At 60.4% G+C, this 13,852-nt stretch carries 15 protein-coding genes; 12 read left to right on the top strand and 3 right to left on the bottom strand.

Annotated elements, in window-relative coordinates; all coding sequences use genetic code 11:
• Positions 1-89: 89 nt before the first annotated feature.
• The 3 genes from ACIOU6_RS00310 to ACIOU6_RS00300 are packed head-to-tail and all read right to left on the bottom strand — an operon-like array spanning position 90 to position 3,726.
• Complete coding sequence (locus tag ACIOU6_RS00310) at positions 90-1,061, bottom strand: FAD:protein FMN transferase (protein WP_401133170.1); 972 nt, start codon at positions 1,059-1,061, stop codon at positions 90-92.
• Positions 1,051-3,231: a PepSY domain-containing protein gene (locus tag ACIOU6_RS00305; RefSeq protein ID WP_221729817.1), complete on the bottom strand. Its 2,181-nt coding sequence runs from the start codon at positions 3,229-3,231 to the stop codon at positions 1,051-1,053. The genes ACIOU6_RS00310 and ACIOU6_RS00305 overlap by 11 nt, the downstream gene beginning before the upstream one ends.
• A 24-nt stretch (positions 3,232-3,255) precedes the next feature.
• The gene (locus tag ACIOU6_RS00300; protein WP_401132855.1) at positions 3,256-3,726 is read right to left on the bottom strand and encodes a DUF2271 domain-containing protein; all 471 of its coding nucleotides are present in this window, start codon (positions 3,724-3,726) and stop codon (positions 3,256-3,258) included.
• 216 nt (positions 3,727-3,942) lie between these two features.
• Here ACIOU6_RS00300 and ACIOU6_RS00295 point away from each other — a divergent pair, with 216 nt between their 5' ends.
• The 12 genes from ACIOU6_RS00295 to sctC all read left to right on the top strand — a co-directional run bounded on the left by ACIOU6_RS00295 (position 3,943) and on the right by sctC (position 13,718).
• A complete protein-coding gene (locus ACIOU6_RS00295) occupies positions 3,943-4,602 on the top strand; it encodes a response regulator (RefSeq protein ID WP_401132853.1) in 660 nt (219 codons plus the stop codon).
• Positions 4,599-5,942 (top strand): HAMP domain-containing sensor histidine kinase, encoded by a 1,344-nt coding sequence (locus ACIOU6_RS00290; RefSeq protein ID WP_221729820.1) that lies wholly within the window; start codon positions 4,599-4,601, stop codon positions 5,940-5,942. Before ACIOU6_RS00295 ends, ACIOU6_RS00290 begins: the two co-directional genes overlap by 4 nt.
• 447 nt (positions 5,943-6,389) lie before the next feature.
• Positions 6,390-7,331 (top strand): sigma 54-interacting transcriptional regulator, encoded by a 942-nt coding sequence (locus tag ACIOU6_RS00285; RefSeq protein ID WP_221729821.1) that lies wholly within the window; start codon positions 6,390-6,392, stop codon positions 7,329-7,331.
• A gap of 117 nt (positions 7,332-7,448) precedes the next feature.
• On the top strand, positions 7,449-7,655 hold the full coding sequence (locus ACIOU6_RS00280; RefSeq protein ID WP_045493062.1) for a hypothetical protein: 207 nt from the start codon (positions 7,449-7,451) through the stop codon (positions 7,653-7,655).
• Positions 7,656-7,723: 68 nt separating this feature from the next.
• Positions 7,724-8,644: a DNA-binding protein gene (locus ACIOU6_RS00275; RefSeq protein ID WP_401132848.1), complete on the top strand. Its 921-nt coding sequence runs from the start codon at positions 7,724-7,726 to the stop codon at positions 8,642-8,644.
• Between the two features lie 32 nt (positions 8,645-8,676).
• On the top strand, positions 8,677-9,033 hold the full coding sequence (gene sctI / locus ACIOU6_RS00270; RefSeq protein ID WP_221729822.1) for a type III secretion system inner rod subunit SctI: 357 nt from the start codon (positions 8,677-8,679) through the stop codon (positions 9,031-9,033).
• A 9-nt stretch (positions 9,034-9,042) separates the two neighbouring features.
• The gene (sctJ, locus tag ACIOU6_RS00265; protein WP_401132846.1) at positions 9,043-9,834 is read left to right on the top strand and encodes a type III secretion system inner membrane ring lipoprotein SctJ; all 792 of its coding nucleotides are present in this window, start codon (positions 9,043-9,045) and stop codon (positions 9,832-9,834) included.
• Positions 9,834-10,463 carry a hypothetical protein gene (locus tag ACIOU6_RS00260; RefSeq protein WP_221729824.1) on the top strand — a complete coding sequence of 210 codons (630 nt, stop codon included), beginning with the start codon at positions 9,834-9,836 and terminating at the stop codon, positions 10,461-10,463. The genes sctJ and ACIOU6_RS00260 overlap by 1 nt, the downstream gene beginning before the upstream one ends.
• Positions 10,432-11,028, top strand: coding sequence for a type III secretion system stator protein SctL (gene sctL / locus ACIOU6_RS00255; RefSeq protein ID WP_401132843.1), 597 nt, complete (start codon positions 10,432-10,434; stop codon positions 11,026-11,028). Before ACIOU6_RS00260 ends, sctL begins: the two co-directional genes overlap by 32 nt.
• A gap of 72 nt (positions 11,029-11,100) precedes the next feature.
• Positions 11,101-11,322, top strand: coding sequence for an HPr kinase (locus tag ACIOU6_RS00250; protein ID WP_003225084.1), 222 nt, complete (start codon positions 11,101-11,103; stop codon positions 11,320-11,322).
• Positions 11,309-11,719, top strand: a complete 411-nt coding sequence (locus ACIOU6_RS00245; protein WP_221729826.1) for a CesT family type III secretion system chaperone — start codon at positions 11,309-11,311, stop codon at positions 11,717-11,719. The genes ACIOU6_RS00250 and ACIOU6_RS00245 overlap by 14 nt, the downstream gene beginning before the upstream one ends.
• A complete protein-coding gene (gene sctC / locus ACIOU6_RS00240; protein WP_401132839.1) occupies positions 11,712-13,718 on the top strand; it encodes a type III secretion system outer membrane ring subunit SctC in 2,007 nt (668 codons plus the stop codon). Before ACIOU6_RS00245 ends, sctC begins: the two co-directional genes overlap by 8 nt.
• The last annotated feature ends 134 nt before the right edge of the window (positions 13,719-13,852 follow it).

The following is a 13,852-nucleotide window of genomic DNA, read 5'->3' as shown; positions in this document are numbered from 1 at the left end:
CGGGATCTGTCGCACAGAACGGTAAAAACGACGCACAAGCGAAAGAGCGCACTTAATGAGCCAACAGGCTTCAACTGTCGTTGCGCCGTTCACCTCGCAAGAGGCTGTACCTGCGCCTGAAGTTGGCCGCTGACAATGGATATTTCTTTGAATTGGTCGCGGTCGCGCAGAACGAACAAAGCGTCCATGCCGCGAGCCTGTGCCAAGCGTGGACCTTCGATTTCGCCCAGAACCATCAGTGCCGTCGCCCAGGCGTCGGCAAGCATGCACGATGATGCTGTCACAGTGACGGACGCGAGCGAGTTGGCCAAGGGGGCGTCGGTCGCCGGGTTCATGGTGTGTGCGTAGGATTGACCCCTTACGTCGACCCAGTGTCGATAGTCACCGGACGTGGCGATGGCACAGTCGCTGAGTTCCATCACCCCCATGACTTCGCGCACACCGCGACAGGGTTTCTCGATGGCTACGACCCAGGGTTGAGCATCAGGTTTGACGCCCCGGGCGCGCATTTCGCCGTCGATGCCGACCAGATAGCAGGTGATGCCGAAGCCCTCCAGGCAACGAGCCAATTCATCGACCCCGAAGCCTTTGGCGATGCCGTTCAAATCAAGATTCAGCGGCGCACGTTTGCGTACCTGATTGCGTTGCGGGTCAACCTCTAGCGCTTTGCTGGCGGACAGTCGAGGTTTCGGCGAGTCGGTCCCGAGCATCTGTTCGGTGATAGAGGGTTCGTCGGGGCCGAATCCCCAGGCCTGCACCAGATCACCTACGGCGATATCGAAGGCGCCATTGGACTGTTGACTGACCCGCAGCGCGGCGGCCAACACCGTGGTCAGCTCTTGGGGCACCGATAGCCATTGCTGCTCGGGAGCGGCATTGAGGCGATTTAGATCGGAATCGGCCTTCCAGGTCGACATTTGCTGATCGACCTGGTGCACCGCGTGGGCGAGGCCCAGACCGATCTTGTCGCTATCGATCCCGGGCTCGGCATAGAACAGGGCCGTATAACGGGTGCCCATGGTCTCGCCGTTCAAACGGTAGCGTTGCGCATCAGTAGACATCTTCACGGTAGCGTCCTTGTGCCTTGAGTGTGATCACGCTGAGGTTGAGTGGCGCCAAGACTTCATCCAGCGCCTGCATCACCCCTTTGGCCATTTCTCGGCTGCCACACACCAGCACTTGTGCGCCTTTTTCAATCAAGCGGCGCAACGCGAGCGCGTCGCTGATTAACCGGTCTTGCACGTAACTACGATCCTGAACCTGGGAAAAAACGGCGCGCAGGGCGGTGAGGCGCCGGTCTGCCAGATAACGGTTGAGCTCCGGTTCGTAGAGGAAGTCGGAAGCGGGGTTGCGTCCGCCCCAATACAAGTGCATCGGGTGCCGCGCCTTGTTGTTGCGGATAAAACCGGCCAGTGGGCCAATGCCAGTACCGGCGCCGATCAGAATGACCGGGTGGGTTCCGGATGCCGGACGAAATTGCGGGTTGGGCTGGATAAACGCCTCGATCGTCGCGCCGATGTTCAAACCATGCAGGAATTGTGAGCAGACGCCGCCTTCATGTTTGCGTACACAGATTTCCAGAACGCCGTCTTCTGCGCTGCTGGCCAGCGAATAAAAACGCGGAACCGGGCTGCCCGGCGGGACAATGGCGACCAGATCGCCGGCCTGAAAGCTCGGCAGTGCGCCGGCTGCCTTGAAGCGCAGGACGTGAGTGGGGGCATTGACTTGCTCGCCATAGGCGATGCATTCCGTCAGGACCAGTTGCTGGGTGCGCGGGTGGTTGGGGCGGTGAACCAGCGTCAGTTCGTGACCCAGCACTTCGCCCAGGGCCGCGCCCCAGCGAGCAAATTCCTGTGGAGACTGACGGTTGACCGTTTCCAGTCCCAGCAACGGCGAACCGCCGGCTTGTTCCATCGCTTGTTGAACCTGGTGGGCGTACTGACAGAATTGCGCAAACTGGCTGTCCCCCAAACCCAGTACCGCAAAAGGCTGGCCAGGCGTGAGGCCGACTTGGCTCAGCCGCGTGAGGAACCGTGACGCCGAGGCCGGAGCGTCGCCGTCACCGTGGGTTGCGGTGAGGATGAGTATCCGCTGAGCGCCGTGGTAATCGGCTTTCCATTCATTCAGCGCGGCGCTATGGACTCGGTGGCCTGCCTGGTGCAAGGCGTCGTGCAAGGTTTTGGCAAAACCCCAAGTGCTGTTGTTTTCACTGCCCACCAGAATCACGCTGTCGGCGGAGTGGGCTGGGCTGTTGTGGTCGATCGTCGCGCCAGCCTTGCGCCGGCGCCACCAGAGCAGGATGCCGGTCACGCTCATCAACGGCACGCACAGGGCGCAGAGGCCAAGCGGCAGGCCCAGCCACCAGAGGCCTTCGCCGGTGTGCAACTGGTAAATCAGCTCGTAAAGGTTACGCATCGCGTCATGAGCTTGATAGGACAGCAAGTCGCCGTTGACCGGATCGACATAGCCGTCGCCCTGAGCGGTGCGCAGGGAAAACACGTCTTGCGGGTTGTCGGCGCTCGGATAGACCAGTTCGCGCAGGTCATTCAGGTCGACGGCCAGCAAGGCTGGCAGGCTGGCCACAGGCAAGGCCGGGCCGGCGCTGATGTGAGAGGGGAAGTCTGGCTCGTTCTGAGTGCCGTCGGCGATCAAACCGAACGTGGTGCCGGACATGTATAGCCCGCTCACGGCCGACAGCAGCAGCCCTAGCAACGCCAAGCGCCCGACTTCGGCGTGCCAGCGCTGGCTGAATGTGCCGCGCAGTGGCCGCAGAAGATTGCGCCAGCCACCCAGACGCCGCGCCAGCAACAACGCGCCGGACACCGACAGGATCAACATGAACAGCGCACCGACGCCCGCCACCCCGTGACCGGGTGTCCCGAGGAACAGCGAGCGATGCAGGTCTTTGACCCAGCGCGAGAAGCCGGACGGCTCGTAAGGCGCCAGACCTTGGCCTGTCAGTGGATCGACCTTTTCAGCGCCGGAGCGCCCGTCCTGGCGGTAATAGACGATGACCGTCCCGGACGCCGTCCGCTGGATTTGCTCAACCCCCGGAAAATGCTCGCCGACACGCCCGGCCAACTGGCCGACGCTGAGCTGTCCGGCAGCGGTTGAAGTGTTGTGCAGACGTTCCAGCGCAGGATCAACGGACATTATGGCGCCGCTGATGGCCAACAACATGACCAGCAGAGCGGCAATCAGACCGGGCAGTGAGTGGAACTGGCGAAGCATGTTCGGCCTCCAGAGTGGGCGGTATTACAGGTCGTAAGTAAACGAATCGACATAGGTGCTGCCAGTCGCCGGCTGCCCCGACCCCTTTGAGGTCAGCGGCACGCTGATGTCGGCTCGGCCTTCGCGCTTGTCCTCAACGGCACTGTCGATACGGATCTGATACCCGGCATCAATCAAGGCATCTGCCAGTTCAACACTGACCTTCAGCGTGCGGCCGCTGCCAACACTGGCGCCGCTGACGCCGTCGAATTCGCTGCGCTGCATGCCGCTGCCACGGGCCCAGTCGGTCAAGTGGCGGTAGTACTTGGTCTTCTTGCCAGCGACCCAAAGGGTTTTTTGGTATTGGCCATTGGCATCTGTGACGTAAATCGCCAGGTACGCATCGTTGCCGCTGTAGTTTTTGAGCTGAGTGGTCAGCGTCACTTCGCGCGCCTGGGCCAACCCCGGCAGAGCAATGGCACCGATGAGGCAGGCTGCAGCGATGATTTTTTTCATGTGGATGTCCTGTTTGAGCGTTGTGGCGAGAGCCTGTACCCGTTGGCTGACAGCAACCTGAAAGGCCCGGAAATAAATCTGCGATGACTATTCGGCGGCGCGTTCGGGCAGGTAGTACTCGTTGTCTGCGCCATACTGAAAACCTGCTGAATCTTCAGATTCACGTCAGGTAAGGCGGTTAGGGTGCGACACAACAACCATCACAGGAGGCGCCAGATGCGGGTTTTATTGGTCGAGGACGCAGCCGGGCTGGGAGAGGCCGTGCGCGAGCAGATCGCCGATGACGGCCATGCCGTTGATTGGGTGCAACGCCTGGATCATGCACGTAATAGCGTGAGTTCTACGCCTTATGACTTGATCCTCCTGGACTTGATGCTGCCGGACGGTCGTGGGCTGGATTTTTTGCGTCAGCAGCGTTCAGCCGGAGATACAACGCCGGTGATCATCCTCACCGCTCAGGATCAGATATCCGATCGTATCGCCGGCCTCAATGCCGGGGCCGACGACTATCTGGTCAAACCGTTCGACCTGTTTGAGTTGTCGGCCCGCGTGGCGGCCGTGGCCCGCCGGTACAGCGGTAACCCCAATCCGCAGATCAAACTCGCCGATTTGCAGGTCGACATGAGTGCCCGCACGGTGATGCGCGCCGGTGTATTCGTCGACCTGACGTCGCGTGAGTGGGCGCTGTTCGAAGCGTTTGTCCAGCGCCCGAGCGCTCTGCTGTCCAAGTCGCAACTGGAGGAGCGTCTGTACGCGTTTGGCGCCGAAATCGAGAGCAACACCATTGAGGTCTATATCAGCCGGCTGCGTAAAAAACTGGGTCGTGACCTGATTGAGACTGTGCGCGGCATGGGTTACCGGTTGGCGTCCGCATGAAGTCGCCCTCAAGCCTGCAAAAACGCCTTGGCCTGGGATTGACGCTGGGTATGACCTTGCTCTGGCTGGGGGCGACAGTCGGGGCCTGGCTGGTGGTGCAGCATGAATTGAACGAGGCGTTCGACAGCGCGTTGGAGGAGACCGCACAACGCATCCTGCCCCTGGCGGTACTGGAAATCAGCAATCGTGAAGAGCCCCGTGAAGCTCAACATGTCGCCACCCTGAAAATGCACAACGAATACCTGACGTACGTAGTGCGCGATGCCAAGGGTAAGATTCTGATGCAGTCTCACGATGCCAATCCGAAGATCTTCAACCCACAACCGATTGAAGGCTTTTCCACCACCCAAAAATATCGTCTGTACGGGGCCAGTGCGTTGCGCCAGACGTTGTTCATAGACATTGCCGAACCGTTAGGGCATCGCCGTGAAGCGGCCAGGGAAGCCTTGTTTGCCTTGCTGCTGCCGTTACTGGCGCTGATTCCCATCAGTCTATTGGGCACCTGGTTGTTTGTTCGCATCAGCTTGCGCAGCGTGTTGGCCTATCGTCGCGCGGTTGAAGCGCGCGGTGTGGGAGATCTGTCACCGATCAACGTGACGCGGTTGCCGGCTGAAATCGACCCGTTGGCTGACGCGGTCAATCACCTGCTCGAACGTTTGCGCAAGGCATTGGAGGCCGAGCGCAGTTTTACCGCCAATAGCGCCCATGAACTGCGCACACCGCTGGCCGCGACGCTGGCGCAGATCCAGCGCTTGCGCCACGAAGCCCCAGAGGGGCCGTTACAAGTGCGTGCAGCGAAGATCGAAAACTCCCTGCGTGAACTGGCGCGACTGTCCGAAAAGCTCATGCAACTGGCCAAGGCCGAAGGCGGCGGGCTGTTGTCCGAAACCCCGCAGGATCTGATTCCGTTGCTGGCTCATGTGGTCGATGAGTGGAATCACAGCAGCGGGCAACGTATCGAGTTGCAACTGCCCAAACAGCCCAGTGTTTATTCGTCGATTGATCCGGACGCTTTCGGCATCCTGTTGCGCAACCTGATCGAGAACGCGCTCAAGTATGGCGCGGCAGATCAACCGGTTCAGGTCAGCCTGACCCATCAGGCCGTTCTTCGCGTCATCAACGGTGGCCCGGCCGTGCCCGAGTCGGTTTTGCAACGTCTGACCGAACGATTTGTGCGAGGCACCCGTGAAGCCGGGGGGGCAGGGTTGGGATTGGCAATCGCCAAAACCATTGTGCAAGGCGTCAATGCGAGCATGGTTCTGGCATCACCTGCAACAGGTCGACTGGAGGGGTTTGAAGTGTGCATCTGTTTACCGCTTTGCTCGGCTAGCCAAAACTGAGGTTTTTTGCGCATGCTGAGCCCGGCGTACTGAAACGCGCCATACCCCTTGAAACAGGGTTGTGATAGATAGAATCACCGACTTAGGCTGATTGATATTCACTATGATCGGACGGCTCAATTTCAATTTTGCGCGTTCATGAAGTCTGTTTAGACTTCGCGGCAGCGCACGCCCCGTCGATTGACAGCCTGGCGGCAGATTTGCACAAATACGCCTCCTTGGTTCAAGCCGCATTGCCGGACAGATTCGGTAAGTGGGGGGGATCGGCCGGGTAACGGAACTCCGGGCACGCGTTGATCTCTATCGCCCAGAAAAAAAAGAATGTTGTGGCAGGCATACATTGCGTTTGCGACGTCGAGAGCCCTTTCCGTGTTTTGCGTTCAGGAAGAACCGGCGTCCTGTATTCCTCGATCCCGACAGAAGTGATCATCATCATGAGGGAACAAGATGACTGGGGGCTTTTCGAACAATCACGCCGTACAGTGGGAACATGAAGTTCTCGACATTGTAGGGACGCTGCAAGCCTTTATCAGAAAGGCCGCGCCATTGAAGGTCGACATGGTGCTGGAGGGGGAAACCGGCACTGGCAAAGACACATTGGCGCGTCGAATCCACGCGTTATCCTGCCGCGAAGGGCCGTTGATTGCGCTCAATTGCGCAGCGATTCCGGAGCAACTGGCCGAAAGCGAATTGTTCGGTGTCATGGCCGGCGCCTACACCGGTGCTTCCAAGTCTCGGGCCGGTTACATCGAAGCGTCCAACCACGGCACGCTTTACCTTGATGAAATCGACAGCATGCCGCTGCTGCTCCAGGCCAAGCTGCTGCGAGTGCTGGAAATGCGGGGTATCGAACGCCTCGGCTCGACACGCTTCGTGCCGCTGGATCTGCGCGTGATCGTCGCCACCCAGACCCCTCTGGAAAAACTCGTGGAGGAGGGCAAGTTTCGCCGGGACCTGTTCTTTCGTCTCAACGTCATCAAGATTCAGCTACCGACCCTGCGCTCGGGCTTGCAACATATCCAGCCGCTGTTTCAGCGCTTCGTCAATGAAGCCGCCGTGCGCCATCACCAACCCATCCCCGAGCCCGACCCTGATCTGCTCAAGCGCCTGCTCAGCCATCGCTGGCCTGGCAATATCCGCGAGCTCAAATGCGCAGCCGAGCGGTTTGTGCTCGGGATGCCGCCTCTGCAGACGGACGATCCCTGCGCTGACAGCCCATCCTGCGTGCCGCTCAAAAGCTATTTGCGCCTGTTCGAAAAAACCCTGATCCAGGATTGCCTGTCGCGCCATGCCAAGTGCATCGACTCGGTCATCAGCGAACTGGGTATCCCCCGGCGCACCCTGTACCACCGCATGAAAAGCCTGAGCATCGACTCCCCCGAGCTCTGATCAGGGCTGCCGAACGAAGATTCACTGCCATCGTGGAACCGCTTCCGAAAATCGCCCACTCATTGTTCGAACACCATTGGGGTGTTCAAACAACCTTCGATTATCAGGAGTAACACTATGGCCGGTACCGCATCCCTTGGCGCTTCGATGGCTGCCATGACGAAGATGGACGCCACTGCTGCTGCAACCACCACCATGAACGCCGAGGCTCAGTCCAACAAGATGATGACCGATACCGTCAACGGTATCGCCAGCGCCTATCAGGACTCTGCGACCAAAGCGCAGAACGCTGCCCAGCAAACCGGCAAGGCGATCAACTACTAAGTGGTCGTGGGCTCTCTCGACTTCGGTCGGGAGGGCCATGACTTGTGCAGTCAAGCAGGAGCACTTCTATGTTTTCTTCTTCGATAAGCATGCCGCAGACCAGCTCATTCCAAGGTGGTTTCAGCGCGGCCAACATGAGCGAATTCCAGAGCAACTCCGACAGTACCGCCGGGCAGATCGCCTCGTTGCTGGGCGACGCGCTGTTTGAGAAAAACGGTAGCGGCGCGAACATCCGTGATGCGAAAAATCCGCTGCTCGAAATGATCGCCGACTACATGGACAAGAACCCGGAGCAGTTCGGCAAGCCCGACGATGCCACCGGCAAGGTGCGCAGTTGGCGCGATGAACTGGGTGAGGACAACTACCTCAACAGTGATGAAAAACAAGCTTTCACCAAAGGCCTGGAAGGGTTGATCAAAGACATTCTGGGGGGAGGCGCCCAGGGCGGCGGCAACGCCAGCGCAGGTGCTGGCAGCGGCTGGAATCCTGGCGCGGGCAGCACGGGCGGTAACCAGAGCAGCGGCGGCATCCAGGATTTGCTGTCGTCGCTGCTCGGCAACCTCGGTGAGGAAAAGCTCGGCAACCTGCTCAAACCCACCGGCGATCCCATGCGCGATGCGCGAGGCGAAATGGCCTTTTCCAACGATGACAAGGACGTGCTCAAGGAAGTCGCGCGCTTCATGGACATGCACCCCGAAGAGTTCGGCAAGCCTGACGGCAAATCCAAGGACTGGATGGGTGAATTGTCCGAGGGCGATCTGTTCATGTCCAAGGGTGAAAGCAAACAGTTCCAGAAGGCCATCGACATGATCCAGGGCGAGGTCAAGGGCAGTGCCCAGGGCAACTCGCTGGGGGGACTGTTTCCCAACGCCGAGCAGAACTTCCTCAATGGCGGCGCCGGTAACACGTTGAAAACCGACGCCAGCATTGCGGCCGGCAACGTGCTTTCAGTGTTGGTGCAGCAAAGCACCACCAGCTATCGCGGCTGAGCGTAAACCTTCGTCCTGGCAGGAGAGCATGAATGGCGATTACAGGGGTAACAGCTAACCACTCGGGTCTATCCGTTGCTGAAGGGCTGCCGCTCAGGCCGCCTGCCGAGGCGGACATTGCCTGGTTCAACGCGCAGATGCAGCAGGCGGCGACCCGTGCGCCGCGCGAGGATGCGCCTGATTCGGCGATCGCCCGGGCCTCCACAGCTTTGCAAAAGGACGCCGAAAAGGCCGACCGAGACTTGCAGCGAGCGTCACGCTCAACCGATCCGCAACAGGCATTGCAGGCCAACCGGTCGCTGTCCTCGTTTTATCTGGAAAGCTTGCTCAGCGCCAAACTGGTGAGCAAGGCCGCCCAGAGTGTGGAAAAACTCACCAGTCTTCAATAAGGCCAGACCATGCATTCCAAGGTACTCAGGCTGCTCGTGCCGGCCCTGATGATCCTGTTGCTGAACGGCTGTGGCGAGCGCATGGAACTGCACCGCGAGTTGTCCGAACAGGACGCCAACGAAGTATTGGCAGAACTGGCAAGCAAGCACATCGACGCGCAGAAGCGCCTGGACAAAAACGGTGTTGCGGTGCTCGTGGCGACTCGGGATATTTCCCGAGCGGTCAGGGCGCTGGAGGCGGTTGGTCTGCCGCGCCGCTCACGCTCCAGCCTAGGCGAAGTCTTTCGCAAGGAAGGGGTGATTTCCTCGCCTCTTGAGGAGCGGGCGCGTTATCTCTATGCCTTGTCCCAAGAGCTTGAGCAAACCCTGTCCCAGATCGACGGCGTGGTGGTGGCGCGGGTGCATGTGGTGCTGCCTGAGCGGGTTGCCCCGGGTGAACCGGTTCAACCGGCGTCTGCGGCGGTGTTCATCAAGCATCGCCCGGAGTTTGATCCGGACAGCCTATTGCCGCGAATCCGGCGCATGGTCGCCAGCAGCATCCCGGGAATCAGTGGCGCCGATGACAAAAAACTTGCGGTGGTCTTCGTCCCTGCTCAGAGCTATCACGAGGCCGTGCAAAAAGTCAGTTTTGGCCCGGTGCAAATGACTCGCGAGCGCTGGCAGTTCTGGCAATGGTTGCTCGGGTTATGTGCCGTGGCGGGGGTGTTGCTGCTGGGAGGCCTGCTGGTCCTTAACCCGCGATGGCATCAGCGGCTTGCCAAAGTGCTGGGTGGCGCCAGAACGGCGCCAACCGATTCGTGATGAATTCGCCGCAGGTATCACCAGAGCAAGCGCTGGCCTGGGTCCGTTGGTGGGTGCAAGGCGCACGGCGAGCCGAGAGCGGTTGGGTGCTGGGCGAGCAGGGCATTGAGCCCCGCCGCCTGGCGTTTTTGCGCAGCCACTCAGGGCCTTGGCTGGATGCACACCTGGGCATGAGCAACGAATGGCCGCCGTCCCCCAATCCGGTTTTATTACCGTTGCTCTCGCTTGATTGCACGCAATGGTTGCGAGTGCTTAACCTGGTGGTGGTGGTCTGCGCCGGCAGTCAATCGGCTGAGGTGGGCGGATTGAGCCGCGCCGAGCTGGTCTGGTGTCGCCGTTTGGGTAAAGCGCTGCAACCCGGTCACTGGTTGCCGCCGTCGTGGAGTGCCGACAGTCCTGAAATACGAGGGCTGAGACTGTTGCGGGCGTGGGTCGGCGAAGCGGTGTGGCGACGTCTGCGCCTGATATTTGATCGCTCACGGGTGGCGGCGGCTGAGGCTCACTGTTTTGCGCCATTGCCACCCCAGCGCCTGACCAGTCTGTGGCAAGCCGTCGGTTGGTACGCCCTCACTTTCCAGAATGAACAAGGAACGCCGCATGTTGACCCGCCGCAGCCTGACCCTCAGTGATTCCCGGGCGTTGCCCGATGGCCCGGTGTTGCGTCGTGAAACCCTCGAACAGAGCCTGATGGCGGGTCAACTGCTTGAGGCCGCCCGCAGCGAAGCCGAGCAGATTCTGGCCGAGGCCCGAAGCCAGGCAGAGCAACTTGCCCAAGAGGCTCGCGCGCAGGCCGGTGCACAGATCTGGCGCCAAGCCGATGCCTTGTTCTGCGAATGGCAAGCACAGCGCGAGCAAATGTGGGAGCAGATCACCGGCAATGCCCAAACCCTGGTGACCCGCACGCTTGATTGCCTGCTGGGCGAGCTGGAGCCACAGGAACGAATCGCGGCGTTACTGCGTCAGATCGCGGCAGCCCATCCCCGGGAGGACGTCGGGACACTGCATTGTCATCCGCAGGATCTGGCAGAGGTCGACCGCCAAGTGCAATCCGCACAGGCCGTCTGGAGCGTCCGCGCCGATGCGCAACTGCCGCGTGACAGCCTGTGCCTGCGCACCACTCTGGGAGACTTCAGCCTGTCCTGGAACGCGTTGGTCAGCCATGTGTGGCCATTGCCGGCCACCCCGCAGCAATGATCACCGCGTGACAGGGAACCAACTCCGGTAAGCGGCCACTCAGTGGGCAGTTCTCGGATCTGGAGTCTCACCATGCTGTCTTCTGATGCACTGCGCCGCCGCCTCGACAACACCTTTGAACACACGCAAAAGGATCTGGATTCTGCGGCCTTGTCGCTGGATGCCTTTTCCCCCGATGACTGGCACGCCTTCAACTCGGCGATCCGCCAGTCTTCTACTGCCAGTTGGGCAGCCAATCAGGAAATTGTCGTCAAACACAACCTGGCCAAGGCAATCATCAATGAAATCCGCTGAGCTGACGGGCACCCTGCAACGTTGGCTGGACAGCGGCGAGGGCGAGTTGACGCTGCATATCGATGAGCAACCGGTGCGTTTGCAGCGGCGCCCGGCCGGGGTGTTGTGTCGCGTTGGCTTGAGCGTTGTCTGGCGCGGCGGCGACGCCGGACTTGAGGCGGCAATGCGCTTGGCCGGGCCGAGTCTTGGGCGCTTCAGTGCGGCCTTGGCGCTGGACCCGCAGGAGCGTCGACTGTGCCTGATGCGTTATCTGCCGTTTGAGGGCGTGACACCGATCATCGCCGCCCTCGAAGCGCTGGCCAATCAGCGCGAGGTCTGGGAGGTGATGCTGGCCGTCAGCCCTGCACCCGCCCGCGCGCGAAACCGTTCTCTCGCCTTGGGACACCGTTATGTTTAAGCACTTGTGTGGGCTGTTCTTGTGTTGGGCACTGGCGCTGCCCGCGGTGGCCGCCGTCCCGCAAGACTGGGGCCAATCGGCCTACGCCTATGAAGCCACGCAAACCTCGCTGGATACCGTGCTGCGCGATTTCGCCAATGCCTTTGGTGTGGGCCTGAGCATGAACGGCGTCAGTGGCATGCTTACCGTCAAACTGCGGGCCAGCAACGCCGTGGAGTTTCTTGATCGACTGGCGCTGGAGCATCAGTTCCAGTGGTTCGTTTACAACGGCAAGCTGTATGTCAGCCCGCAATCGGCGCAGGTCGCGCAGCGGCTGGAGGTGTCTGCTGACGCCGCGCCGGATCTCAAACAGGCACTGACCGATATCGGCCTGCTGGACAAGCGCTTCGGTTGGGGGGAGTTGCCCGATGAAGGCGTGGTCTTGGTCAGCGGGCCCCAGCGCTACGTTGAACTGATCCGCAGCTTCAGCAAAGAAAAGGTCAAGCCTGACGAAAAGCAGCAGGTGATGATGTTTCCCCTGCGCTACGCGGCGGTGGCCGACCGGCAGATTCAGTATCGAGAACAAACCGTGACCATCCCCGGGGTGGCCGCCATTCTTGAGGGACTGCTGGAGAACCAGCGCTCCACGCCACCTTCAGCCCTCGATCCCAAAGCCAATATCAACGCCTTGCAAAGCATGGCCGACAGCGCGCGGGGCAAAATCCTGCGTCTGGCCACCGAGCGGGTCAGCGGCCGCAGCGAGGCCAGAACCGGTACGGGCGGGCAGCGCCGTGTGGCAGCCGATGTGCGCAACAACGCTGTGCTGATCTATGACAACCCGGACAAACGCGCGCAATACCAACAATTGGTGGAGCAATTGGATCTGCCGAGCAAGCTGGTTGAGATCGACGCCATCATCCTCGATATCGACCGTAATCAGTTGAGCAATCTGGAATCACGCTGGTCGGTGCGGGCGGGCAGCGTGACGGCCGGCAGTTCGCTGCTCGGCAGCGGTTCTTCGACGTTGTTCATCCGCGACTTTGATCGGTTCTTCGCCGAGATCCAGGCGTTGGAGGGGCAGGGCGTGGCTTCGGTGATCGCCCGCCCCTCGGTGCTCACCCTGGAAAATCAGCCAGCGGTCATCGACTTCAGCCGTACCCAGTACATCACCGCCACCGGCGAGCGGGTGGCGACCATTCAACCTGTGACCGCTGGCACCAGCCTGCAAGTGATTCCGCGCACCATTGCGGGTGTCGGGGGCAATCGTTTCCAGTTGATCGTGGATATCGAAGACGGCCAACTGGAACAGCTACGTGATCAGCAGACGCCGACCGTCAAGCGCGGCACCGTGAGCACGCAGGCCGTGATCGCCGAGAACCGTTCGCTGGTGATCGGCGGTTTCCATGTGGACGAGCGTGGCGACCAGCAGCAACAGGTTCCGGTGCTCGGGCAGATCCCGTTGATCGGGCCGCTGTTTTCTTCCAACAAACGCCAGATGTCCCGGCGCGAACGGTTGTTTATTCTGACGCCGCGCCTGATAGGTGATCAGATTGACCCGGCACGCTACGTTGCCAGCGAAAATCGCGGGCAACTGGATCGGGCGCTGGCCTCCGGACGTGAACCCGGCAAAGCCTCGGTTCTGCGTGCCACGATCGCCTCGACGTTTGCCGGGTTGGTGAAGGGCGGCATTCCCAGTGATATCAAACAGTCATCATCTGGTGTGGCCTTGGGCGATCTGTGTAAAGTGAGCCACGGTTTCACGCTGGATCGTCAGCGGATGCAGTGGTTCAGCGCAACAGATTTTCGCGTGGCGGTGGGCGTGGTGAAAAACACCAGTGCCAAACCCCAGCAGTTCGACCCGGCGTCCTGTTCAGGATCACAGACATTGGCCGTAACAGTTGCACCCCAGTACCTCTTGCAACCTGGTGAATCAACTGAGGTTTTCGTGGCTTTGCGACCGATAGCAACCTCTACGTCGGCGGCAACACCGGCACGGATATCGATGTTGCCCCTACAGTAACGGGGGTTATAAAAATAACTCAATAACGCGACTCTTATCATTCAAGTGTCCGACTGCCTGACTCGCACGGCCAGGCGCAATGATCAAAAGTCCTACAAGGAAGGTGACGAGATGAAGTTGTATCAGGCCGGTAT

The sequence above is a fragment of the Pseudomonas sp. NPDC087615 genome (assembly GCF_044743445.1).
GTDB lineage: Bacteria > Pseudomonadota > Gammaproteobacteria > Pseudomonadales > Pseudomonadaceae > Aquipseudomonas > Aquipseudomonas baetica_A.
The sequence above is the reverse complement of the archived record's forward strand: the minus strand, read 5'-3'. Positions and strand labels throughout refer to the sequence as shown.

Bases quoted from the DNA above. Each gene is read 5' to 3' on its own strand.
- ACIOU6_RS00310 (WP_401133170.1), bottom strand. From the start codon at position 1,061: ATGTCTACTGATGCGCAACGCTACCGTTTGAACGGCGAGACCATGGGC.
- ACIOU6_RS00305 (WP_221729817.1), bottom strand. From the start codon at position 3,231: ATGCTTCGCCAGTTCCACTCACTGCCCGGTCTGATTGCCGCTCTGCTG.
- ACIOU6_RS00300 (WP_401132855.1), bottom strand. From the start codon at position 3,726: ATGAAAAAAATCATCGCTGCAGCCTGCCTCATCGGTGCCATTGCTCTG.
- ACIOU6_RS00295 (WP_401132853.1), top strand. From the start codon at position 3,943: ATGCGGGTTTTATTGGTCGAGGACGCAGCCGGGCTGGGAGAGGCCGTG.
- ACIOU6_RS00290 (WP_221729820.1), top strand. From the start codon at position 4,599: ATGAAGTCGCCCTCAAGCCTGCAAAAACGCCTTGGCCTGGGATTGACG.
- ACIOU6_RS00285 (WP_221729821.1), top strand. From the start codon at position 6,390: ATGACTGGGGGCTTTTCGAACAATCACGCCGTACAGTGGGAACATGAA.
- ACIOU6_RS00280 (WP_045493062.1), top strand. From the start codon at position 7,449: ATGGCCGGTACCGCATCCCTTGGCGCTTCGATGGCTGCCATGACGAAG.
- ACIOU6_RS00275 (WP_401132848.1), top strand. From the start codon at position 7,724: ATGTTTTCTTCTTCGATAAGCATGCCGCAGACCAGCTCATTCCAAGGT.
- sctI (WP_221729822.1), top strand. From the start codon at position 8,677: ATGGCGATTACAGGGGTAACAGCTAACCACTCGGGTCTATCCGTTGCT.
- sctJ (WP_401132846.1), top strand. From the start codon at position 9,043: ATGCATTCCAAGGTACTCAGGCTGCTCGTGCCGGCCCTGATGATCCTG.
- ACIOU6_RS00260 (WP_221729824.1), top strand. From the start codon at position 9,834: ATGAATTCGCCGCAGGTATCACCAGAGCAAGCGCTGGCCTGGGTCCGT.
- sctL (WP_401132843.1), top strand. From the start codon at position 10,432: ATGTTGACCCGCCGCAGCCTGACCCTCAGTGATTCCCGGGCGTTGCCC.
- ACIOU6_RS00250 (WP_003225084.1), top strand. From the start codon at position 11,101: ATGCTGTCTTCTGATGCACTGCGCCGCCGCCTCGACAACACCTTTGAA.
- ACIOU6_RS00245 (WP_221729826.1), top strand. From the start codon at position 11,309: ATGAAATCCGCTGAGCTGACGGGCACCCTGCAACGTTGGCTGGACAGC.
- sctC (WP_401132839.1), top strand. From the start codon at position 11,712: ATGTTTAAGCACTTGTGTGGGCTGTTCTTGTGTTGGGCACTGGCGCTG.